Origin of the sequence: Kosakonia sp. H02 (genome assembly GCA_030704225.1) — a bacterium.
GTDB lineage: Bacteria > Pseudomonadota > Gammaproteobacteria > Enterobacterales > Enterobacteriaceae > Kosakonia.
This window is the reverse complement of the sequence record CP131915.1, coordinates 1,599,427-1,622,345: the sequence shown is the minus strand read 5'-3', so window position 1 is coordinate 1,622,345 and position 22,919 is coordinate 1,599,427. Positions and strand designations below refer to the sequence as shown.

At 51.6% G+C, this 22,919-nt stretch carries 19 protein-coding genes; 10 read left to right on the top strand and 9 right to left on the bottom strand.

Going from position 1 to position 22,919, the window contains the following annotated elements; translation table 11 throughout:
• Positions 1-14 precede the first annotated feature (14 nt).
• Positions 15-4,979 (top strand): RHS repeat-associated core domain-containing protein, encoded by a 4,965-nt coding sequence (locus Q5705_07755; GenBank protein WLI78419.1) that lies wholly within the window; start codon positions 15-17, stop codon positions 4,977-4,979.
• 278 nt (positions 4,980-5,257) lie between these two features.
• Here Q5705_07755 and Q5705_07750 read toward each other — a convergent pair whose 3' ends face one another.
• On the bottom strand, positions 5,258-5,533 hold the full coding sequence (locus Q5705_07750) for a hypothetical protein (protein WLI78418.1): 276 nt from the start codon (positions 5,531-5,533) through the stop codon (positions 5,258-5,260).
• Positions 5,534-6,001: 468 nt separating this feature from the next.
• Here Q5705_07750 and Q5705_07745 point away from each other — a divergent pair, with 468 nt between their 5' ends.
• The gene (locus Q5705_07745; GenBank protein ID WLI78417.1) at positions 6,002-7,423 is read left to right on the top strand and encodes an RHS repeat-associated core domain-containing protein; all 1,422 of its coding nucleotides are present in this window, start codon (positions 6,002-6,004) and stop codon (positions 7,421-7,423) included.
• 311 nt (positions 7,424-7,734) lie between these two features.
• On the opposite strand, the gene Q5705_07740 is transcribed toward Q5705_07745, so the two are convergent.
• The 5 genes from Q5705_07740 to Q5705_07720 all read right to left on the bottom strand — a co-directional run bounded on the left by Q5705_07740 (position 7,735) and on the right by Q5705_07720 (position 9,955).
• Positions 7,735-8,619 (bottom strand): endonuclease/exonuclease/phosphatase family protein, encoded by an 885-nt coding sequence (locus Q5705_07740; GenBank protein WLI78416.1) that lies wholly within the window; start codon positions 8,617-8,619, stop codon positions 7,735-7,737.
• Positions 8,620-8,720: 101 nt separating this feature from the next.
• Positions 8,721-8,942, bottom strand: a complete 222-nt coding sequence (locus Q5705_07735) for a hypothetical protein (GenBank protein WLI78992.1) — start codon at positions 8,940-8,942, stop codon at positions 8,721-8,723.
• The gene (locus Q5705_07730) at positions 8,890-9,258 is read right to left on the bottom strand and encodes a hypothetical protein (protein WLI79091.1); all 369 of its coding nucleotides are present in this window, start codon (positions 9,256-9,258) and stop codon (positions 8,890-8,892) included. Before Q5705_07730 ends, Q5705_07735 begins: the two co-directional genes overlap by 53 nt.
• The gene (locus Q5705_07725) at positions 9,255-9,641 is read right to left on the bottom strand and encodes a M15 family metallopeptidase (protein ID WLI78415.1); all 387 of its coding nucleotides are present in this window, start codon (positions 9,639-9,641) and stop codon (positions 9,255-9,257) included. Before Q5705_07725 ends, Q5705_07730 begins: the two co-directional genes overlap by 4 nt.
• The gene (locus tag Q5705_07720; protein WLI78414.1) at positions 9,641-9,955 is read right to left on the bottom strand and encodes a phage holin family protein; all 315 of its coding nucleotides are present in this window, start codon (positions 9,953-9,955) and stop codon (positions 9,641-9,643) included. Before Q5705_07720 ends, Q5705_07725 begins: the two co-directional genes overlap by 1 nt.
• A gap of 1,230 nt (positions 9,956-11,185) precedes the next feature.
• Between Q5705_07720 and Q5705_07715 the strand changes: the two genes are divergently transcribed.
• The 3 genes from Q5705_07715 (at position 11,186) to ybiJ (ending at position 13,132) form a co-directional block, all read left to right on the top strand.
• Positions 11,186-12,178 carry a hypothetical protein gene (locus Q5705_07715; protein ID WLI78413.1) on the top strand — a complete coding sequence of 331 codons (993 nt, stop codon included), beginning with the start codon at positions 11,186-11,188 and terminating at the stop codon, positions 12,176-12,178.
• A 141-nt stretch (positions 12,179-12,319) separates the two neighbouring features.
• The gene (locus Q5705_07710) at positions 12,320-12,586 is read left to right on the top strand and encodes a DksA/TraR family C4-type zinc finger protein (GenBank protein WLI78412.1); all 267 of its coding nucleotides are present in this window, start codon (positions 12,320-12,322) and stop codon (positions 12,584-12,586) included.
• 285 nt (positions 12,587-12,871) lie between these two features.
• A complete protein-coding gene (ybiJ, locus tag Q5705_07705) occupies positions 12,872-13,132 on the top strand; it encodes a DUF1471 family protein YbiJ (protein ID WLI78411.1) in 261 nt (86 codons plus the stop codon).
• 111 nt (positions 13,133-13,243) lie between these two features.
• On the opposite strand, the gene ybiB is transcribed toward ybiJ, so the two are convergent.
• The 3 genes from ybiB to rhlE all read right to left on the bottom strand — a co-directional run bounded on the left by ybiB (position 13,244) and on the right by rhlE (position 18,066).
• Positions 13,244-14,206, bottom strand: a complete 963-nt coding sequence (gene ybiB / locus Q5705_07700) for a DNA-binding protein YbiB (GenBank protein ID WLI78410.1) — start codon at positions 14,204-14,206, stop codon at positions 13,244-13,246.
• A 25-nt stretch (positions 14,207-14,231) separates the two neighbouring features.
• Positions 14,232-16,373: an ATP-dependent DNA helicase DinG gene (dinG, locus tag Q5705_07695; protein ID WLI78409.1), complete on the bottom strand. Its 2,142-nt coding sequence runs from the start codon at positions 16,371-16,373 to the stop codon at positions 14,232-14,234.
• A gap of 292 nt (positions 16,374-16,665) precedes the next feature.
• Positions 16,666-18,066 (bottom strand): ATP-dependent RNA helicase RhlE, encoded by a 1,401-nt coding sequence (rhlE, locus tag Q5705_07690; protein ID WLI78408.1) that lies wholly within the window; start codon positions 18,064-18,066, stop codon positions 16,666-16,668.
• Positions 18,067-18,122: 56 nt separating this feature from the next.
• Here rhlE and Q5705_07685 point away from each other — a divergent pair, with 56 nt between their 5' ends.
• From Q5705_07685 to Q5705_07665, 5 genes are read left to right on the top strand one after another with little or no spacing between them, the layout of a single operon-like run.
• Positions 18,123-18,350 (top strand): hypothetical protein, encoded by a 228-nt coding sequence (locus tag Q5705_07685; GenBank protein ID WLI78407.1) that lies wholly within the window; start codon positions 18,123-18,125, stop codon positions 18,348-18,350.
• A 36-nt stretch (positions 18,351-18,386) separates the two neighbouring features.
• Entirely contained in the window at positions 18,387-19,064 is a 678-nt protein-coding gene (gene cecR / locus Q5705_07680; GenBank protein ID WLI78406.1) for a transcriptional regulator CecR, read from the top strand.
• A complete protein-coding gene (gene hlyD / locus Q5705_07675; GenBank protein WLI78405.1) occupies positions 19,061-20,056 on the top strand; it encodes a secretion protein HlyD in 996 nt (331 codons plus the stop codon). The genes cecR and hlyD overlap by 4 nt, the downstream gene beginning before the upstream one ends.
• Entirely contained in the window at positions 20,049-21,788 is a 1,740-nt protein-coding gene (locus Q5705_07670) for an ATP-binding cassette domain-containing protein (GenBank protein WLI78404.1), read from the top strand. Before hlyD ends, Q5705_07670 begins: the two co-directional genes overlap by 8 nt.
• Positions 21,778-22,911 carry an ABC transporter permease gene (locus Q5705_07665; GenBank protein ID WLI78403.1) on the top strand — a complete coding sequence of 378 codons (1,134 nt, stop codon included), beginning with the start codon at positions 21,778-21,780 and terminating at the stop codon, positions 22,909-22,911. Before Q5705_07670 ends, Q5705_07665 begins: the two co-directional genes overlap by 11 nt.
• Positions 22,912-22,919: the final 8 nt, after the last annotated feature.

Here is a 22,919-nt window from a genome sequence, read left to right as displayed (position 1 = left end):
CGGATGAACTCCTGATGAAAACTAAAAATACAGATTTTTATTCACAGGCGGCTAACTTTATCAGCACTGTTTCCGGGGGGGTAGACCCCCGGACCGGGTTGTTTAATGTCAGTCTGCCGCTGGCAAACCTTCATTCCGGGTCGCTGGCTGGCCCGGCGCTTTCACTTTCGCTGATGTATAACCCCCTGTCGGACATTAACCATGGGTTTGGCATCGGTTTCGGTCTTAACCTCTCTTCCTGCGATACACGCACCGGGAAACTCCAGCTTTCCTCCGGGGAAGAGTACCGTGTCGACACCAGGACCCTGAGCGTTAAACAGAAGAAACTCAAAAACTTTGTCCTTAAAAAAACGGACGACAGCCACTGCCAGATCATTCACAAGTCCGGGCTCACCGAGCTTCTGTCCCTGCACAAGGAGGTATACGTCCCTTCGCGCATTACTGCGCCCGACGGGCGCGGCCTGACGCTGAAGTGGGATTCCTCTTACACCCCTGCTCGTCTGAGCGAAGTAACAGATGATGATGGAACGGTACTGTGCTCCGTGACTTATCCGGATAACTCCGTGGCCACGACAAAATTTACGCTGCTGCCGGACGTTGCTGATGCCAGGTACAACATGGTGTTCAGATTCACCAACAACCATCTGATCAGCGTGACCAGTAATGCTGACGAGCCAGCGCTGGTCTGGACGTTTGACTATGGCGACGTGGGGCCGCAAAAAAATTACCGCGCCATTACCGGCCTGACCTTCCCTACAGGCCAGAAGGAAACGGTGGATTACTACACCGATACCGGTATGAAGTTTCCAGAAATTGCAGGCCTGCCCGACCTGCCCTGCGTGTACCGGCACACTGTCACTCCCGGTGGTGGGCAGCCCCCGAGTGTCACGCTATGGGACTGGACGCAGAAAAATTACCTCGGTAAAGATGCGGGCCTGAACCAATGGCAGCCGAATACTGACCAGATGCTGAATATTTTACTTGCTGATTACCAGTATGGTTCCACGGCTAAGGTGATGGATACCGACGGCAGTACAGTGCTTAGCACGGTGACTCGTCGCTATAACAGCTACCATTTGCAGGTGTCCGAAACCACGCTGCGGAGCGGTAAAACCTACACGCAGGCGACGGACTATCACGCCAAACCCGGCGCGTCGTTTGAGGAGCAGCCAGCGCAGTATGCCCTCCCCCGCATCCAGACTGAAACCTGGAATGACGGCAGCAGTACGGAACCCCGCACACGTGTAACCCGGACTGAGTTTGACGAGGCGGGAAACCCGCTGCGCCAGGAGAGCCCGGACGGCACCGTCACGGAATATGTCTACTATCCGGCTGAGGGCGAAGGTGACGCCTGTCCGGCAGATCCGTACGGCTTCACCCGCTGGCTAAAAAGCAAAACGGTCACTCCTCGCCAGATTTATGGGGATGAGCCTGCTACCGTTTCGGTTAACACCTGGAAGAAGCTGAGCGGCAGCGACGGCTACGCCGTGGTAGCTGACACGGTAACGGAAGCTATCGGCAGCACGCGCATCGTCACGCGCAAGGAATACTTCACTGATCCGGTGGACACCGTGGCGTTCGGCCGCGAGAAGACCCGTACCTCCGTTATTACACCGGACGTAACGGTTGATGAATCTTATACCAGCCGGCAGGACTTCACCTATAAAGCCACTCATGAGGGTCTTCTCCAGACAGAAAGCCTGACCGGGCACGATGGTCTGACAGCCAGCCGCTCAATTCTGCGCCACGCCTGGCTGGGGCATACTCTGGCGGAAACGGACGTACAGGGCGTCACTGTCTCGTATACCCATGATCGACTGGGTCGACCTTTGACCCGTACCGTTGCGCCGGGCACGCAATATGAAAACACCAGTACCTGGTCTTACTCCATTGAAAACACCGGCCCTGTTACCACCGCAACCGATGCGGTCGGCAATAAAGTGAAAATATATCTGGACGGATCTGGCCGGGAAATCAGCCGGCAGCGCTTTGATAAGGATGAGACGCAAAAATGGTATGAAGTGTCGTCAAGAAATTATAACGCCCTGGGCGAAGTGGTTTCCGGCGCCGGTAGCGACTGGCTGACCGTTTCATCAGAGCAGTACCGTGTTGATAGTGCGGCGAAGCATGATGGTTGGGGTTTCGTTCGTACACAGGAGTTCTCTGACGGCACGCAAAGCCAGCAAGAAATCGATCCGGTGGCGCTGGTCAGGACGCTGTTTATGCAGGGCAACGTGGACGATGAGAGCCTGATTTCAGGCAAAGTAACCACCGACTACGATACGCAAAGCCGTCTACCCGTCACTGAAAGTCGTGTTGACACGTCCGGTAAGACAGAAGGCGTCCGCCGCTATGAGTGGGACGGACTAGGCCAGATGCGTACGGAAACGGATGAGCGAGGCAATAAAACGACGCGAACCTATGATGCTTACGGGCGTGTATTGACGCAGACACTTCCGGACGGCAGCACGGTGCGCCGTACCTATGCCCCTCACCTGACCGGAGACCAGGTTGCCAGCATCAGCGTAACCGGACCAGATGCGAACGGGCAGTTGCAAACCTGGTTACTGGGTACGCAGACATTTGACAGCCTCGGTCGCGTGAAAGAAAGGGTTATCGGTGGGCGGACCACCACATATGCCTATGACGGTGTCAGCCCGGTGCCTTCCACGGTAACGCAACCATCAGGAAAAACGCTGCAATATACCTATATTCCCGAGTTGGGTAACCTGGTGAGTAGCCTGACGGCAGATGGAGTCACTCAGATCTTCATCTACGATACCAGTACAGGCGATCTGCAATCGGCGCAGGAAGGTGATACAGAGAATACCAATGTGTGGTATCCGTCCGGTAATCTGAAGGAGGAAACCTTCACGCTGGAGGGAACATCCCGTAAGGCCCTCTGGACCCGTACGCTGGCCGGGGAAGCTGTAAGCTACACTGATATCACGGGTAAAAGGACGGAGTATGAGCGGGACGAACATGGTCGGGTGAAAGTCATCACCGACGAGGCTCTGACCGTAATCCTTGACTATGATGCCCTGGGTCGCCTGCATGTGCAGACCGTGACAGACTGTGCCACGCAGGCCACCCTGACGACCACACTGGGCTACGATGACTTCGGGCGTGAAATCACCCGGACAGTAACGGATAGCAGTGGTACTACGCTCATAGTCACTCAGTCCTGGCTACAAAATGGTCTGCTGGAGAGCCGAACCACAGAGCAAAATGATAAAGAAATCAGGACGGAGCAGTACGATTATGACAGCCGTAACCGTCTGAAGGTGTATACAGTGACGGGCAGCAGCCTGCCGCTGGATGCATACGGGCATGAAATGACGGCACAGACATACCGGTACGATGCGCTGAACAATCTGACCACCGTCACCACCACGCTGGCCGACGGCAGCGAAGACACGGCGGTGTACCACTATGAAAATGCAGCCGACCCGACGCAGCTGTCGACAGTAACGCATACCCATAGCAGTTACCCGCAAATTATCGAGCTGGACTATGACGACGACGGACGTCTGATTTCCGACGAGGCGGGCCGCACGCTGGAGTATGACGCTACCGGCAGGTTGTGCGGTGTCAGCGGAGAAGGCCTGCCCGGCGGCAGCTACGGCTACGACGCCCTGAACAGGCTGGTCATCCAGCGCGTCAGTGAAGGAGATAGCCATCACTTGTACTACCGCGGCGCAGAGTTGGTCGGCGAGGTGCTGGCGCAGCAAGGTCGGGAAACACGTCTGCTCAAAACGGGGCATACCTGCCTGGGGGTAAGCGACGGCAGCACGCTGACACTGACGGCAGCCGATCATCATGACAGCCTGATGTGGTCGTGCAGCGGGGAGCAGAAGACAGGCAAGCTCCATGTCTGGTCGCCGTACGGCAGCGGGGAGCCGGACGACCAATTACCGGGCTTTAACGGTGAACGCGCCGATCCCGTTAGCGGCAGTTATCACCTGGGCAACGGCTACCGCGCCTATAACCCGGTGCTGATGCGCTTTAACTGCCCGGACAGCCTGAGCCCCTTTGGCGCAGGGGGAATTAACCCGTATGCCTACTGCGCCGGGGATCCGGTCAACCATACCGACCCGTCAGGGCATATTAGCTGGCAGGGGATCGTAGGTATCGTTACCGGTGCGATTGGTCTGGCATTGTCGGTATTCACGGCCGGTGCCTCCATCGCGGCGGCTGGCGGAGTGATGGCTGCAATGGGCGCAGCATCCACAACATCGCTGGTCGTCGGCGGCCTGGGCGTGGTGGCGGATGTCACAGCGATAGCGAGCGGAGCAGCGGAAGACGCGAACCCGCAGGCAGCGTCGGTGCTGGGCTGGGTCTCTATGGCTACGGGTCTTGCCGGTCTGGCTGCTGGATTTAAGGGAGGGGTTAAGGGCATTAAGGCGGCAAAAAATGTGTGGCGTCAGCGAAATACTTTGTCAGCTGAAAATAGCAGCATAAACGAGATGACCGCTACAGCCCCATTACGTAGCAGGAGCAATAATGGTTCGGTCCAGATAGCAAGTAATTCTCGTATTTTAAACTCAGAATCAGCATCACATGTTTTTTCTGAAAATGCAGGAGCAACAGCTTCTGAGGAGAAACTTATAGGCTATCATGGGACAACAAAAAAAGCGGCTAATAAAATAATCGCGAAACAAAGCTTTGGTGGATATATTACCAATGAATTTGAATCAGCCAAATATTACGCTAATATTCGCGATGGGAAGGGAGTCGTCCTGGGTATTTTCACTACTGAAAAAGAAACGGGAAGTTTTGTCTTTTGGAGACCGAAGGTCAATAATAAAGGCATACTTGAATCATATATGATGAATACTCCCTATGCCAAAGAGAAACTTATAATAAGACGAGTTGAACCTACAGAGAGAAGATCCAGCTTTTCTATTGTATGGGATAATTTAGTTACAAGCGAAAGTCTCCTTTCGATGTTGGATCCGGAGGTGCTTAAAGGAGCTTAATTCTGAATAAATTTTTACTGTCTGATATATAGCTGCTTATGAGGTTTCCACGTTCACCGTGGAAACCTCATAACTTTATTTTATGGTACATCAGTGATGTTGTCGTTACCCCAGTTGCTTACCTTATCCAGAAAGCACAGTGGCAAGCAGCAATCTGAACGCGCCCCCACTCTCCAACCTACAGGCCCAACCCGCCAGATAGCGAGTTGAGGCAAGCGTAAAGCTGATGCCATGTCAATTACTATTGAGTAATAAGCTATTGTTCTAAAGAATAAATTTTACTCAACAGTTCCCTTTTTTGCCCGTCCGGGCCAGATATTGACGCAGTTTCCGGCTATCAGTGTCAGGTTTAGCTGCTCTGTGAGACGCAGGTCCTCTTTAGTCCAGTTCTCCTGCGGTTGTCTTCCTCCCCAGAGAGTAACGGCATGAGGGTAATCCAGGCGGTTACTGAGATCGGCCAGCTCTACCGTTTTGCCGTTCTCCAGCTCCAGTACGACACTTTCACCTTCGACCTGTTTTAACTCTCCCTGAGCATTGGTGACGAAAATTTTCATAATCTCTCCTGTTACTTTTTGTCTCACTGTTGGCCAGGGACTTCACTGGATTAAAGCTTATACGCGAATATGAAATTCTGTAATTTTTCTTCATAAAACACCAGATAATGCCGGTGCATATAATGACGGTGTAACCCTGGAGCAATCGGAGGAAAGACACCTTGTATTGTTGCTAATCTTATTTACTTTCTTCACTTCTGGTTTCATCGCGGCCAGCAATACCGCATTACTGAAACTGGTAATATATCCCACTGAAGTAATCAATCGCGCAGATTAAAGTGATGCGAAATTATATTCTCATAACGGAAATGGTTGGCTCTGATGGTTAAGCATTTTTAATAACTAAGAAACACATTCTAATCTTTTCTATTATTGTTTGCAGAGCCGAACCCTTCCACTATGAGAAGTAACCATCCATCAATTTATTTAACACCCCCCTCATCTCTTCTTTTTTTGGAGGATAATTAAATGTCAAATTGCTCAAATAATCGAAAACCCACTAATTCTAAAATCCCGACTTCTTCTGAAGCGATTTTCAGAAACCTGGATACCAATGCCAAACAATTAAATGCGAGTCAACGTAGTTTAAAAACCGATAAAACCCCAGGAAAAGACAGCGCCCCCCATCAACTGAAGTATCGCAGCGCAGAGCTGGCCGGTCAGGGCCGGGAAACGCGCCTGCTCAAGATGGGGCACACCTGTTTGGGGGTAAGTGACGGCAGCACGCTGACGCTGACAGCGGTCGATCATCATGACAGCCTGATGTGGTCGCGCAGCGGGGAGCAGAAGACCGGCAAGCTCCATGTCTGGTCGCCGTACGGCAGCGGAGCAGCATCCAGCCTGCTACCGGGCTTTAACGGTGAACGTGCCGATCCTGTTAGCGGCAGTTATCACCTGGGCAACGGCTACCGCGCCTATAACCCGGTACTGATGCGTTTTAACTGCCCGGACAGCCTGAGCCCCTTTGGTTCAGGGGGAATTAACCCGTACGCCTACTGCGCCGGGGATCCGGTGAACCACACTGACCCGTCAGGGCATATCAGCTGGCAGGGGATCCTGGGTATTGTTACGGGAGCAATTGGGCTGACGTTATCGGTTGTTACTGCTGGGGCGTCCATCGCGGCGGCAGGCAGCGTTATGGCGGCAGTGGGCGCAGCATCAACGTCAACACTGGTCGTCGGTGGCCTGGGCGTGATGGCGGATGTGACAGCGATAGCGAGCGGAGCAGCGGAAGACACGAACCCGCAGGCAGCGTCGGTGCTGGGCTGGGTCTCTATGGCTACGGGCATTGCTGGTATGGCTGCGGGACTGAAATTAACAGGGCTGAAGACTTTAAAGGGAGGTTCCCATGCGCAAAGCGAAAATTTTGCGTTAGGGGGAACGATGAAAAACCTTGATCCAATGGGAAGAGATATTTATTTGTTCGACGATACATATAAAGGAGGGAAAAGGCTTAATTTAGTCGCTCACGGTGCATTAGAAGAAAATGGCAGCGCGCGTATTGCTCGTTCATCAGGTGAAAATCAGGACGCTAGTGAATTATTTTCTATCATTAGTAAGCGGAAAAATTTAAGTGAATATGATCATATCAGAACCATTATGTGTTTTTCAGGGAATGGTAAAGAAGAAGCTTTTGGCCAGAAGTTTGCTACATTGTCAGGCCTCCCTGTTAAATCATACCGCGGAACCGTCACAGGTAATTTTGAAGTAAATGTTTTAAATAAAATATTATATGAAGCTGCTGCAACATATGGAGATGCTGGGCTTGAATTTATGAAAAGTAATTTTTCTCAAAAGTATATATTTGAGATACGCAAAACAAACCCTTATCCAGTTTTTTCTACGGATCACTGGCAATGGAATTTTGATCCTGTCAGATTTAAACCATGAATATATGCAGCATTCATAATAGCAGAGTACAACAAGCTCCGGAGGTAAAGTATCTCCGGAGAAAAATGTAGAAAAAAGATAATAAAATAGAAGGTTAACGTACTTCTCTATATCATTTCTTATAGTTCAGGATGAAGAAAATCCACGACGAGCGTGGACCTTCTTTATCTTTAAATTAACGCCATTGCTTCAGATTCACACTAGTTTCCACGACAGATATAACTTTTCGGGAAAAGCAAATCTGAAGCAGACAGGATCTTAAGATCAGTACTTATTCAGAAACTTAGAATATTCTTATACAGCTGCCATTATCACTCAAAATTAAAAATCCCCTGGACGGCAAAGTGGTCTGAAAGATCTGTCTCACCATTTTCTACAGGACGAACAATTTTTGCATTCGCTATACCGGGAATCCGATGAAAATCGTCATTCCAGTAAAAAAGATAGTCAAGCGTATTCTCTTCTTCATCGTCAACTAATTCATTAAGTAAGCAGTCCCATGAGTATTGATAATAACCGCTGTCAACAATATGTTTAAGCTCTGGGATGACTTCATATATGGTATTTTCTTCTGAGGAGCCACGTATGATATTAAGGTCACCCATAACTATTACAGGATAATCAGCAACAAGATTTTCACGAATGAATGTCCTGACTTCGTTTAGCTGGCTTTTCCTGGTATCAGCATGTTTTTCATAAGGGGAAGTATGTGTTGAGACCAAATAATAATGCTGGCCATCTTTATTAATTTCAATGGCGATAACGCCTTTTTGTTGCCGCCCCAAACCGTCATCAATCGTATTAATGGTAAAAACATGTTCCCACTGGTTTACAATTGGCCATTTACTTAAAAAAACCACACCACCTGAATCTTTCAAAAGAAAGTCATCAGGATACCCAACAATATTCGAATAATAACAATAGGAGGAGGATTGAGTTGAGGATTTCTCGATAATGTCCTCATAATAATTTTCAAAAAAACACTCTTGCAAAGCGATAACGTCATAATTGTTACCAATCTGCTTTAATGCCAGACCAATCTTCCCGGTCCTTGTGGGTGACGAAGTTCGCGGTGGTGGATATTTAATGTTGTATGTCAGTGTATGTAGCCGTAAAGGACTATTAGAAACATCGTTTAGTGAGTCATAAACGGAATGTCCTGAATAATCGATGATATCAAACTGTGAAATACTCATATTTACTCCTTGTCATTGATTTTCATAGACATAGACCAGAAGAATTAAAATATTCCTCCTGATCTAACTTCGAAAAGTTTAAGTTTTATTCTGCTGGGTTTTTATTGCTCAGCAGATATTTTTCTGAGCAAGTCGGCGACAGTCATTTTATCGGTGTTGCATTTTTCCAGCGCCAGGTCCAACCGTACAACATAATCAGGATAGTCCCCCCATGATTGAACATCAAAATTTGGTGCCCGGCAGGGTTCCAGCAAACTGAGTGGTACAAGGTTAATTGGGCATGGCGATATTTTTAAAGCCTTCTCGCTGCAACCGGACAACATCGTCAGGCACAGGCTGGCCGGCACAGTAATCCTGAGCCAACGCTTTATGTAATCGTTGACGAATAGCATAATTAGTTTCCTCCAGTTTATTTTGCTGCTGCTGCTGACGGGCAAGCGTCGTTGACAAGGCGGCAGCCTGGGCTTGTATCTGAAGTAATCGGTTATTCAGGTGCTCTGCTTGCGTCGTCAGTTGCATATTTTGTTTTAGCAGCAACTGTAACTGGCGATTCTGTAAATACAGCTTAAGGGCACCGGCTGAAATAACCAGACAAAGTAACGCCATACCCGCGGTACGGAGAGCGGCGATCAAATTCACGGGTAAGCCTCCCGGGATAATTCAAAATGCGGCCCATCCCGAAAGGTTTTCCAGTCCCCCCCCCAAACCAGCGAAACATTCAATTCCTGTGCGGCAGATTTCATAGCCAACGCCACGTTCGTGAAAGCCTGCCAGTCATTCCAGGGGATAGTTCCGTTCACCCAGGGGGCTAAATCCACGGCGTGGCCAGTGAGATGACGGCTCTTTAAGGTGCGACTGACACCTGCCTGCATTAATTCCCGCTGCCGCTCCTGGCTACGCAGCCCTTCAATAACGATAAAATCTACAGGACTTAATTCTAAAGCCCGGCGGACTACCCTGACTAATTCCGGATGAACGCCACATAACGCCTGTTCACTGCGCTGAGTAAGTAATCGGCTCATTATTTATCCTCTTGTCTTTGTAAAACTCGTTTCCACACCCAACGGAGCAGAGTGCTGCCTAATGTGCTGCATATTCCGGCCACCATGAGTGTTCTATATTCACTCAAGCCTTGCTCATAGCTATAAAAGCCGCCCAGGAAACCTGTGAAGCAGGAAATAATTATTTGAGAAAAGACGGCCATCCATGACCAGCGGCGGGCCGCAAACTCGCTGTCCATAAGGTAACGGACCAGCCCACCCCAGGCAGAAAAGGACCCGACTATCAGCCAAGAAATAGATTGAATATCGTCAGGAAATGGTTTTTGAAGCATCATAAATATCTGACTCCTTGCGCTTATAAATACGGCGAAGACATACTGCACTTAATATTAAACCGCCGTGATGCTTTCCCCTCAAAGGATATTACAGGGACCCTGCTTAACTTCTTGTTTATGATTTCATAAGTAAGCTAGTGAAAATATATAACCATTGCCAACAAAATAGTTTTCATTTTTTATTGCTTTCGGATTAAAAAATAAAATGCAATGAAACATGAAATGCTTGAATATGCTTAAAAAATCTGCATATTTCTGTTACATGACCACATAAGACAATTAGATAAAATTTAGGATTGATATCATTGCTATTATTGCCAGTTACAAACCCCAGGGAAAAGCATATCTGGAATTGCATTGAAACATCTGTTTGCGTGCAATAGATTAGGCAAAAAGGATATAAATGCATACAGAAGATAGAGATAAGCAAAAAAATGATTACCCCTACCTCTGAAAAAAAACCAGCCGCTACTTATTCCGGAGGGAAATCATACTGAGGTGAAACACATTAATAATACTATCGAGGTGTAAATTGTGGTCATTATAAAAAGTGTACGCGTCGTTTTCAGAGAAAATCTTGTTTCCTTCTCAAGTTGACTCAACGTTTTTTGGTTAGCCGAACGGTCTCCTGGTAAATCACACCAATTACATTCTTCGCGTTTCATTTGCAAATAGTTGAGCTTTTTCTTGTCGCGAAAATATAAAAATAAAGCTACGCAATTTATCGCAAAAAGTAGTGTAACAATAATAATGTTAAGAAGTTCCATATCAAATCTGTGCTAACATTTTAAATGTAATAAGCATTATAAACCAAACGTAACAGCTTTGTAAAAAAATGGCAGATATATCCCCCTATACAAGGCAAATTCATCCCTGGGGAAAATTTAAAATGCAAAAGCTTAAGTGAAGGTTATATGATGTATCAATACGTATGTTGTAACTATTTTAGATATTAGTGGTTATATGGCTCCATTCACGCTGGCTTAGGTCGTCTAAAAGATGTCAATAACAAGCTGCTGCGTTTTCATATGGATATTTTCTTCTCTTGCTCGTCGTAAAAAATGCCGGTATCTGCTGATGGAATTATGCATTTTTTCTTTTTATGGCTACCCTTAAATCAGCTGACAACGCTTCATTATTGTATGTCGTATATAGCCATTAGTTCAGATGGTTATGTTACCTTATGGAAACTAGTTCATTTAATATATGGTTATTCAAGGAGATATCAGGATGATCGAAAAAACAATACCTGCGGGTAAGCCTTATGACAACGCGGCCTATATTCCACTGAAACGTATATCGTGGAGTGCTATTTTTGCAGGCGTTATTATCTCTATGGTGATTTATCTACTATTAACTATTTTAGGTACGGCAATTGGCGCGAGTACCATTGATCCATTGCAGGAAAGGAATCCTCTCGATGGCCTGGGCGTAGGGGCTGCAATTTGGACAGGTCTCAGTATGTTGCTCTCCATTGCCGCTGGTGCGTATGCCAGCGGATATCTGGCTTCGAGGGAAGGCGCCCTGCACGGTCTGTTAATGTTTGGTGTAAACACATTAATCTGCGCCTGGTTTCTGATTGTCGTGGTAAATAACACGATGAGCGGCGTAATGAATGTTGCCGGTTCGGGGTTACAAATGTTGGGCAGCGGAGCATCTGCCGCTGCGCCACAAATAACAGACATGGCAAAAGAGAAGTTGAAAGAAAATAACATCAATCTTGACGACTTACAGAATGAACTCGAGACAACGCTACGCCAGACAGGGAAGCCAGAATTACAACCTGAGAATTTGCAAAATTCTGTAGACAATGAAGTGGACAATGCCCAGCAGCAGGCAGATACCACAGCCAACGCTCCACAAACGAACGATACCGAACTTACAGGCTTTATTCAGGGGCTTATTAGCCGTAATGAAGCAACATTCCAGGCAGCTGATCGTGACGCATTGAAAAATATTATTAAGGCGCGTACCGGTAAAACCGATGAGGAAGCTGAGCAGGTTGTTAACCAGGCCGAAAAAACCTATCAGCAGGCGCGTGCGAAATATGAGGAGCTAAAACAACAGGCAGAGCAGAAAGCTCGCGAAGCAGGTGAAAAAGCAGCAGCGGCTACAGCCAGGACAGGTTGGTTCACATTCTTCATGCTTATTGTTGAAGCTATACTGGCGGGAGCGATGGGTATGCTGGGGCATCGTAAACAACCTTTACCGGCTGTACTTTAATCGTAACAACCAGAAGTTTCCCTTAATCCACACTCATCGGAGCAGGTGGCGAGGCGCAAGCTTCCCACCTGCAAACCACGCTTATCTGGCCTATATGCCCCAGTCAGTGTCTATACTTAGAGTAATAAAGGAGGAGACGTTATGGCTTCAGGTTGGGCAAACGATGATGCAGTACAACAACAGATCGACAGCACGATTGAAGATGCGGTTGCTCGCGCTCGCCGCGATATCCCCGGCGGCGAAAGCCTGAAAGAGTGTGAGGAGTGCGGGGAACCGATCCCGGAAGCACGTCGCCAGGCGATACCCGGCGTGCGGTTGTGCGTGAAATGCCAACAGGAGAAAGATTTACATAACTCTACATTCTCAGGATATAATCGCAGAGGTTCGAAAGATAGCCAGCTACGTTGACTTTTCCTGACCGATGTAGCCAGCGCAAGCGGTTGCCTTTACATCCATACTTTCCCGCCCCATAAGTAGCAAAATGTGCCGCAAAAACAGCCACCGCATGGAGCCGGGACAAAAACCTGCGCCTGCTTAAATTAACTCTTTTTAATTCAATCAATTAACGATTATTCAATTTTTTAGAATAAGGTCGTCAATTCTCTTCGATTTTCTCTCTGGCAAAAAACAGTGATACTCATCACATCGACGGAACATCGTCCCACACACAGAATAACCTGCGAGAGATTACCTATGAAAACCATCAAATATGCTGTTGCTGCTGTTGCCCTGTCTACGCTCTCTTTCGGTGCCTTCGCGGCACAGTCTGTAAACCCTGCTCAGACAGATAGCATGGATAAAATCGGTGTCGTTTCCGCTCACGGTGCAACCACTCTGGACGGTCTGGAAGCTCGCCTGGCGGCAAAAGCACAAGCGGCTGGCGCGTCTGGTTATAGCATCACTTCCACGACCGGCAATAACAAACTGAGCGGCACCGCGGTTATCTATAAATAACCGAACCGAAGTCTTACCCCGGCATTTTAACCCTTTGTCGGGTGCACCACCCTCATTGACCCTGTTGTTACCCTTTTATGCCCGTCTCATTTGATGACGGGCTTTTTTTTATCAAAACGTCTGCGCAACCCGCGCCAGCCCGGCTTCCAGCGTCTCCGCTTCACCGGTTGCCACAAGGCAACAGGCCAGCTGAATTTTCAGCGATTCCGGCACCGCTTCGCGCCCGCTCAGGCAGTGTTCAATCCAGCGCGCGGTACTGTCAGCATCTTTCGCCGCCCCACCAGTTGCCGGTTGCAGCGCGTCATGACGCGCAAAAAGAACGCGTTCCCCCTGCGAATCCACCAGGTTTATCTGCGGGCAGCGCAGCGGGTTGGCGTACACCTCCCCTTCCGTGCCGTGCATTAACAAACTGCGTCCACCAATATCAGCAATAAATTTCCCAACACGCGTCAGATATTCCGGGTGCGAAACGCTGGATAAGCACAGCGCTGCGTTTTCCGCAAACGGCGTCGCCAGCTTCGCCAGCGTATGCGCGCTATTGCGCACGCCCATCCGCCAGCGCAGCGCAAGCTGTTTTTCCAGCGCCGGGCACAGCGCGCTTACAGGCACATAAACCGGCTGGTGACCTTCCAGTTTTGCCTGCGCCTGGCCGGCGTGCGTTGTCGCCTCAATGCCTAACAGCGCAAAAATCGTTTCGCTCACCACGCGGGAGGGATCTTCGCTGACGCCGTGCACCAGCACCGGGAAACCGAGCTTGGTCAGCAAAATCGCCAGCAGCGGCGTTAGGTTCGCCTGTTTACGCGCGCCGTTATAGCTGGGAATGACAATCGGCATCGGCTTTGCCACCGGCGGCGTCAGTTTGAAGGTCTGTTCCTGCATGGCGGCGTAGAAGCCGCGCATTTCGGCCTCGCCTTCCCCTTTAATGCGCAGGGCGATCAGAATGCCGCCCATCTCCAGTTCCGGTACGTCCCCGTTCAGCATATGCGTATACAGGCTGCGGGCCGTGTCAAAGTCGAGATCCCGCGCGTGATTTTTACCCCGGCCGACCTCTTTGATGATGGTGCGGTAATCCATGGAAGCTCCTTGCGTGCTTACATCGTTAACGGCGCTTGCGGCGCTTTTGTTCTGGTTTCTTCACTATAACGTCAGGCATCAACGGTTGCGAAATCGGAAACACCGGCAGCGCGTCGAGCAGCCGTTTGCCGTAGTTTTTGGTCAGCAGCCGTTTGTCGTAAATCACCACTTCACCCCGGCACGCGTGGCTACGAATCAAACGCCCCACCTGCTGAATCAGGTTAAACGACGCACTCGGCAGGCTTTGCACTTCAAAGGGGTAGCGTTTGAGGCTTTTCAGCCACTCATCTTCGGTGATCACCACCGGGCTGTCGATAGGCGGAAACGCGATTTTATGAATATGCACTTGAGTCAGGTAATCCCCTTTCAGATCCAGCCCTTCGGCGAAGGACTGCAAACCAACCAGCACGCTGCGCTCGCCGCCATCAATGCGTTTACGGTGTAACTCCACCAGCCGGTAACGCGGCTGATCGCCCTGCACCAGCAGCAACAGGCGCAAATCCGCCACGTAGGTTAAGAATAGCTGCATGGCGCGCTGACTGGCGAACAGCACCAGCATCCCCGGATGGGCTTTACTCTCCACTTCCAGGCGAAACCAGGTCGCCATTTCGGCAATATGCTGCTCTTCATTCTCCATCAGCGGCTCGTAGCGCATCTGCGGGATGACGATTTTCCCCTGCTCGACATGATTGAACGGCGAGTCGAGGCTGACAAAGCGATCGCCCGCTTTCTCTTTCAGGCCGCTCATCTCTTGTAAACGGTTGAAACTGTTCAGCGAGCGCAGGGTCGCTGAGGTCACCACAATATGCGGAACGCTGCGCCAGAGCAGTTTTTCCAGCTGATCGCTCACGCGAATGCCGACGCAGTGGAACAGCAAATGCAGTTGCCCCTCGCGCACTTCCCGCGTCACCCATTTGGAGACCGGCGCACCGGAAGCCTGCATCATTGAGGCCAGCCGCCACAATTTGCTTTGGCTTTCGAACATGCCCAGCGCGCGGTTCATCTGCAAAATCACCCGATGCAGGCGCACAATGTCATGGCTGCCGGTTTTTTCGCTTAAGTCATTAAGAAATAGCTCCGCCAGCCCGCGCAGCATCTCGGTGAGTTTCGCCAGCCGCTGGCAAATCTCCATCACTTCATCGGGCAGTTCGCCCATAGCAAAGCGGTGTTCCGCTTCCTGCCCGGCAGGAAGGTAGAGATTGAGAATATTGCTCAGCGAGGCGATCAGTTCGAATAGCTCTTCGCAATGGGCGTTGAGCCGCTCCGGCGTTGCCAGCGGCGGCGTGGTCTTCGGGCGAAACTGCTCAAGGCACGTGGCAACCAGTTTAGTAAACAGATCAAGTTGCAACTGATACCAGGATGCGGTGATTTCCGCCGACATCTCCAGCGCATCGCGAGCGACATCCGGCAGATGGTGGCCTTCATCAAGCACCAGCAGCAGGTTTTTCGGCTCCGGCAACACCGCTTCACTCTCCATCGCCGCCATCACCAGCGCATGGTTTGCCACTACCACTTCCGCTTCCTGGATTTCACGCCGCGCGACAAAGAACGGGCATTCACGGTAGTAATGGCAGTTACGGTTCAGGCAACTGGCTTTATCCGTGCTAAGACGCCGCCACAAATCATCGCTGATGGCTTTATCGGTGTGATCGCGCAGGCCGTCCCACTTGTAGCTGTCGAGATCGGTTTTCAGCGCCGCGCAGCGCTTCTGCTCTTCCTGGTTGCCCGGGGTTAATTCATCGTCAAGAAACGCCAGCAAATCTTGCTGATTTGGCTCGCTACTGGCGAGCGCGGCCAGATTACGCGGGCAGACATAGCGCCCACGACCAAAGGCGGCGGTAAAACGTAAATCGGGGATAATTTTGCGCAACAAGGGCAGGTCTTTACTGAAGATCTGATCCTGCAAGGCAACGTTGGCGGTGCTGACCACCAGCGTTTTTTGTTCTTCGCGGGCAATCGCAATGCCCGGAATAAGATATGAGAGGGTTTTCCCGACGCCGGTTGGCGCTTCAATCGCCAGATGACGCCCTTCATCGCCCGCCAGCGTTTTTGCCACATCGGCAATCATCTGCCGCTGCGGTGCCCGGGGGATAAAGTCCGGGATCTGTTGTTGCAACGCCTTATACCAGGCGGCGATCTGCGCTTTGAGCGCGGCGGTAAGAGCCATGAGAAAACCTGAAGCACTGTATAAACGACCACTATTGTGGCACTTTTAGCGCCCGGGAGTTAACTCTTTTTGCCGTTATGGAATCACGCTCGTATAAAAGTCACTCTTCGGTTTGCCGTTTTCAGCGGGACACAATCCCAACGCTGTGAGATTTGTACCAAAAAAGTGACGTGTAACTAAACCTTTGCGGGCTGAGTAAGACGAAGCCGCCATCCGGGAAATGGCCCGATGGCGGCTTCGATTGCCGGATGGCGCTGACGCTTATCCGACCTGGAACATCAAAAACATGTGATTACTGCGCGGAAGACGGCTTACGCGGGCGACGACGACGGGTTGGATTACCGGCCGGTTTCGCGCCGTCATCAAGACGGCGCCCACCTTCGGCTTTAGCGGCTCCACCTTCGCTGCGACGCGGTGCGCGCGGTTTTTGCGCCTCGCCCTCATTGCGACGCGGTGCGGACTGACCACGACCGCCGCCGCCCTGCCCACGTCCACTGCCCTGACGTGCCCCCCCCTGGCCGCGACCATTCTGGATAGGCTCGGCTTTGATGGACGGATCCGGCTCATAGCCTTCAATAGCGATGCGCGGGATCTCTTTTTTCAGCAGGCGTTCAATGTCGCGCAGCAGTTTGTGTTCATCGACACAGACCAGCGACAGCGCTTCACCGGTGGCTGCGGCGCGTCCGGTACGGCCGATACGGTGCACGTAATCTTCTGGCACGTTTGGCAGTTCGTAGTTCACCACATGCGGCAACTCTTCGATATCCAGACCGCGCGCGGCGATATCCGTTGCCACCAGCACGCGAATGCCGCCGGATTTAAAATCGGCCAGCGCGCGGGTACGTGCGCCCTGGCTTTTGTTACCGTGGATAGCCGCACTGGTAATGCCATCTTTATTTAACTGTTCCGCCAGGTGGTTGGCGCCATGTTTGGTACGGGTAAAGACCAGCACCTGCTGCCAGTTCCCCTGACCAATCATCTGTGATAACAGTTCCCGTTTGCGTTTCTTATCAACGAAATGGACATGCTGGGTGACTTGTTCAGAAGCGGTGTTACGACGCGCCACTTCGATTTCCAGCGGGTTACGCAGCAGTTTTTCCGCCAGTTGCTTGATCTCATCAGAGAAAGTTGCGGAGAACAGCAGGTTCTGACGTTTCGGCGGAAGTTTCGCCAGCACGCGGCGAATATCATGGATAAATCCCATATCCAGCATGCGGTCAGCTTCATCCAGCACGAGGATTTCGACGCTATCCAGTTTCAGGGCATTTTGGTGTTCAAGATCGAGCAGACGACCAGGCGTCGCAATCAGCACATCCACACCGCTACGCAGTTTCATCATCTGCGGGTTAATGCTGACCCCACCGAAAACCACCATAGAACGGATATTCAGGTACTGACTGTACTCACGTACGTTTTCCCCCACCTGCGCTGCCAGCTCACGGGTCGGCGTTAAGATCAACGCGCGCACCGGGCGACGGCCTTTGGCATGAGGTTCAGTTTGCACCAGGCGTTGCAGCAGCGGCAGGGTAAAACCGGCGGTTTTACCGGTGCCGGTCTGGGCGCTGGCCATCAGGTCGCGGCCTTGCAGCACCGCCGGAATAGCCTGCTGCTGAATAGGGGTTGGCTCAAGGTAACCCTGCTCGGCAACAGCGCGCAGGATTTCCGGATTCAGGCCAAGGGCATCAAATGACATAACAACTCCGCACCGCCCCGACCTGTAACAGGTGTAGTTTTCGAGGAGATAATAATGTGACTAATGACAAAAACCACAATGTCATGAAGGAGCGGAGTGTATCAGCTTTTGTGATCCGGCGCATAAAATATCCCTCAGGGGTTGGTCTGCAAAATATAGATGTCGATTTCACCGCCTCGTTCGATGTTTTGCACTCGCATCGCGTTGTTGTCTTCAGCGCAATAAATTCTACTTCAATCACACTTTTAGACTGCCAACTGGACAAGCTTTCCCTCGCAGCGTAAAGTTAATCAATCGATTGATTAACTTTTATTGATCCCATGAATACAACACCGTCGACCACTAAAGGTGAGCAGGCCAAAAACCAGTTAATCGCCGCCGCACTGGCGCAGTTTGGCGAATATGGCTTGCACGCTACTACGCGGGATATCGCCGCGCTGGCCGGGCAAAATATTGCCGCGATCCCTTACTATTTCGGATCAAAAGAGGACTTATACCTCGCCTGTGCGCAGTGGGTCGCCGACTTTATTAGCGAAAATTTTCGCCCTCACGTACAGGCTGCCGAAGCGCTGTTTGCACAGCCGAATCCTGATAAAGCCGCAATGCGCGAGCTGATTCACCGCGCCAGCCAAAATATGATTACGTTGCTGACGCATGACGAAACGCTCAACCTGAGCAAATTTATCTCCCGCGAACAACTCTCCCCGACGCGAGCTTACCAGATGGTGCATGAGCAGGTTATTGCCCCGATGCACCGACACTTCACCAACCTGCTCGCTGGTTACACTGGACGCGATGCCGACGATACGCAAACCATCATCCATGCTCATGCGTTAATCGGCCAAATCCTCGCGTTCCGCCTCGGTCGGGAAACCATTTTGCTGCGTGCCGGGTGGACGCAGTTTGACGAAGAGAAAACGGCACTGATCATTCAGGTTATCACCTGCCATATCGATCTTATCTTGCAAGGATTAACGCACAGGAGTCCGGAGTTATGAAAAAGCACATCGTCGTGGTGTTGATTGTTTTGGCTTTACTTGCCGCCCTCGGCGGCGGCTGGATGTGGTATCAAAGTAAACAGGAAAATACGCTTACGCTGTACGGGAATGTCGACATCCGTACGGTCAATTTAAGCTTTCGCGTCGGCGGGCGGCTTGCCGCGCTGAACGTCGATGAAGGCGATAGCGTGCAGGTGGGGCAACGACTGGGCGAGATGGACAAAGCGCCCTATGAAAACGCCCTGCTTCAGGCGCAGGCCAACGTGTCGACCGCGCAGGCAAAATATGAATTAGCCACCGCGGGCTACCGCGATGAAGAGATAGCCCAGGCCGTCGCAGCCGTTAACCAGGCGCAGGCGGCATACGATTACGCACAGAATTTCTATCAGCGCCAGCAAGGGCTGTGGAACAGCAAAGTGATTTCGGCAAACGATCTGGAAAACGCCCGCTCCTCACGGGATCAAGCGCAGGCCACGCTGAAATCCGCACAGGATAAACTGAGCCAGTACCGCGCCGGTAATCGCCCGCAAGAGATAGCGCAAGCCAAAGCTGGCCTTGAACAAGCACAGGCCGCGCTGGCGCAAGCGCAACTCGATTTGCATGACACCATGCTGGTGGCGCCGAGTAATGGTACGGTGCTGACCCGCGCCGTTGAACCTGGCAGCATGCTCAACGCCGGGAGCACGGTATTAACTCTCTCTCTTACTCGCCCGGTCTGGGTACGTGCCTATGTCGACGAGCGCAATTTGTACCAGGCAAAACCTGGACAGGAAATTCTGCTTTATACCGATGGCCGCCCGAACCAGCCGTACCACGGCAAAATTGGCTTCGTCTCACCGACCGCCGAATTCACCCCTAAAACCGTTGAAACCCCGGATCTGCGTACTGACCTGGTTTATCGCCTGCGCATTATCGTGACCGATGCCGACGACAGCCTGCGTCAGGGAATGCCAGTCACCCTGCGTTTTAACGGTGAGTCGCGTCATGAATGAGGCAACTATCCAACTCGATGGGCTGATAAAACGTTTTCCCGGTATGGAAAAGCCTGCCGTGGCGCGGCTCGATTGTGAAATCAACGCGGGGTATGTCACCGGGCTGGTCGGCCCGGATGGCGCGGGGAAAACCACCCTGATGCGCATACTTGCCGGGCTAATGAAGCAGGACGAAGGCAGCGTGCGGGTTATGGGGCTGGATCCGATTAGCAACGACAGCGAACTGCACGCCATGCTCGGTTATATGCCGCAGAAATTTGGCCTGTATGAAGATTTAACGGTGATGGAAAACCTCACGTTGTATGCCGATCTGCGCAGCGTCAACGGGGAGAAACGTCGCCAGACATTTGCCAGGCTGCTGGAGTTTACCGCCCTCGCCCCCTTTACCGACCGGTTGGCGGGCAAGCTCTCTGGCGGCATGAAGCAAAAACTGGGGCTGGCCTGCACGCTGGTAGGCCAGCCCAAAGTGCTTTTGCTTGATGAACCGGGCGTCGGCGTCGATCCGATCTCGCGCCGCGAACTGTGGCAAATGGTGCATGAACTGGCTGGCGAAGGAATGCTCATTCTCTGGAGCACCTCGTACCTGGACGAAGCCGAGCAATGCCGCGATGTATTGCTGATGAACGAAGGGCAACTGCTGTATCAGGGGGAGCCGAAAGCGCTGACGCAAAGCATGGCCGGACGCAGCTTTTTAGTCACCTGTGAGCAGGAGAACAACCGCCGCTTACTGCGCCGGATCCTCAAATTGCCCGAGGTCAGCGACGGCGTCATTCAGGGCCGTTCGGTACGCATGATCCTGAAAAAAGAGGCGCACGCAGATGCCGTGCGAAACGCGCCGGATATGCCCGCCTTACAGATTGAAGAGACCGCACCGCGCTTTGAAGATGCGTTTATCGATCTGCTGGGCGGCGCGGGTGCAGCGGAATCGCCGCTCGGCGCGATCCTGCACCGAGTGGAAAGCAACCCGCAGGAGACGGTGATTGAAGCCAAATCCCTGACCAAGAAATTTGGTGATTTCGCCGCCACCGATCACGTTAACTTTGCCGTCAAGCGCGGCGAGATTTTCGGCCTGCTCGGCCCGAACGGTGCAGGCAAGTCCACCACCTTTAAAATGATGTGCGGTCTGCTGGTGCCAACGGACGGCCAGGCGCTGGTGCTGAATATGGATCTGAAAGTCAGTTCCGGCAAAGCGCGCCAGCACCTGGGGTATATGGCGCAAAAGTTTTCGCTGTACGGCAACCTGACCGTGGAGCAAAACCTGCGCTTTTTCTCCGGCGTGTACGGCCTGCGCGGTAAAGCGCAAAGCGAGAAGATCGCCCGCATGAGCGATGCCTTTGGCCTGAAAAACATTTCCCGCCACGCGACGGATGCCCTACCGCTCGGTTTTAAGCAGCGTCTGGCGCTAGCCTGTTCGCTGATGCACGAGCCGGATATTCTGTTTCTTGATGAACCGACCTCCGGCGTCGACCCACTTACCCGGCGCGAATTCTGGCTGCATATCAATACCATGGTGGAAAAAGGCGTCACCGTGATGGTGACTACTCACTTTATGGATGAGGCGGAGTATTGCGATCGCATCGGGCTGGTCTATCGCGGGAAGCTAATTGCCAGCGGGACGCCGGATGCACTGAAAGCGCTGACCGCTGATGATGACCACCCGGATCCCACCATGGAACATGCGTTTATCACGCTTATCCATAACTGGGATAAGGAGCATAGCGATGAGCATTAAAACCCTCTCCTGGCGTCGCATACAGGCGCTGTGCATTAAAGAGACGCGGCAAATTGTTCGCGACCCGAGCAGTTGGCTGATTGCCGTGGTGATCCCGCTAATGCTGCTGTTTATATTTGGCTACGGCATTAATCTGGATTCAGGCAAACTGCGCGTCGGCGTATTGCTGGAGCAGCGCAGCGCAGAGGCGCTGGACTTTACCCATACGTTGACCGGTTCGCCCTATATCGACGCCACCATCAGCGATAACCGCCAGCAATTGATTGGCATGATGCAGGCCGGGCAAATCCGTGGCCTGGTGGTGGTGCCGGTCAATTTTGATGCGCAGATGGCGCGCGCGAGTGACAACGCGCCGATTCAGGTGGTAACCGACGGCAGCGAGCCAAACACCGCTAACTTTGTGCAAGGCTATTTGCAGGGCATCTGGCAACTCTGGCAACAGCAGCGCGCTGAAGACCGTGGGCAGAAATTTACCCCACTGATTGACGTGCAGACACGCTACTGGTTTAACCCGGCGGCGATTAGCCAGCACTTTATTATTCCCGGCGCGGTGACCATTATCATGACGGTGATTGGCGCGATCCTCACCTCGCTGGTGGTGGCCCGCGAGTGGGAGCGTGGCACCATGGAGGCGCTGCTCTCAACCGAAATCACGCGCGCCGAATTGCTGCTGTGTAAGCTCCTTCCCTATTACGTTCTCGGTATGCTGGCGATGCTGCTCTGTATGCTGGTGTCGGTATTTATTCTTGGCGTGCCGTATCGCGGTTCGCTGACGCTGCTGTTTCTGATAAGCAGCCTGTTTTTGCTCAGCACCCTTGGTATGGGTCTGCTGATATCCACCACCACGCGTAACCAGTTTAATGCCGCGCAAGTGGCGCTGAATGCTGCCTTTTTGCCGTCGATTATGCTTTCCGGCTTTATCTTTCAAATAGACAGCATGCCCGCGATTATCCGCGTGGTGACCTATATTATCCCGGCGCGCTATTTCGTCAGTACGCTGCAAAGCCTGTTTCTGGCAGGCAATATTCCGCTGGTATTGACCATTAACACGCTGTTTTTGGTGGCGTCGGCCGTGATGTTTATCGGCCTGACCTGGCTGAAAACGAAACGTAGACTGGATTAAGGACAACC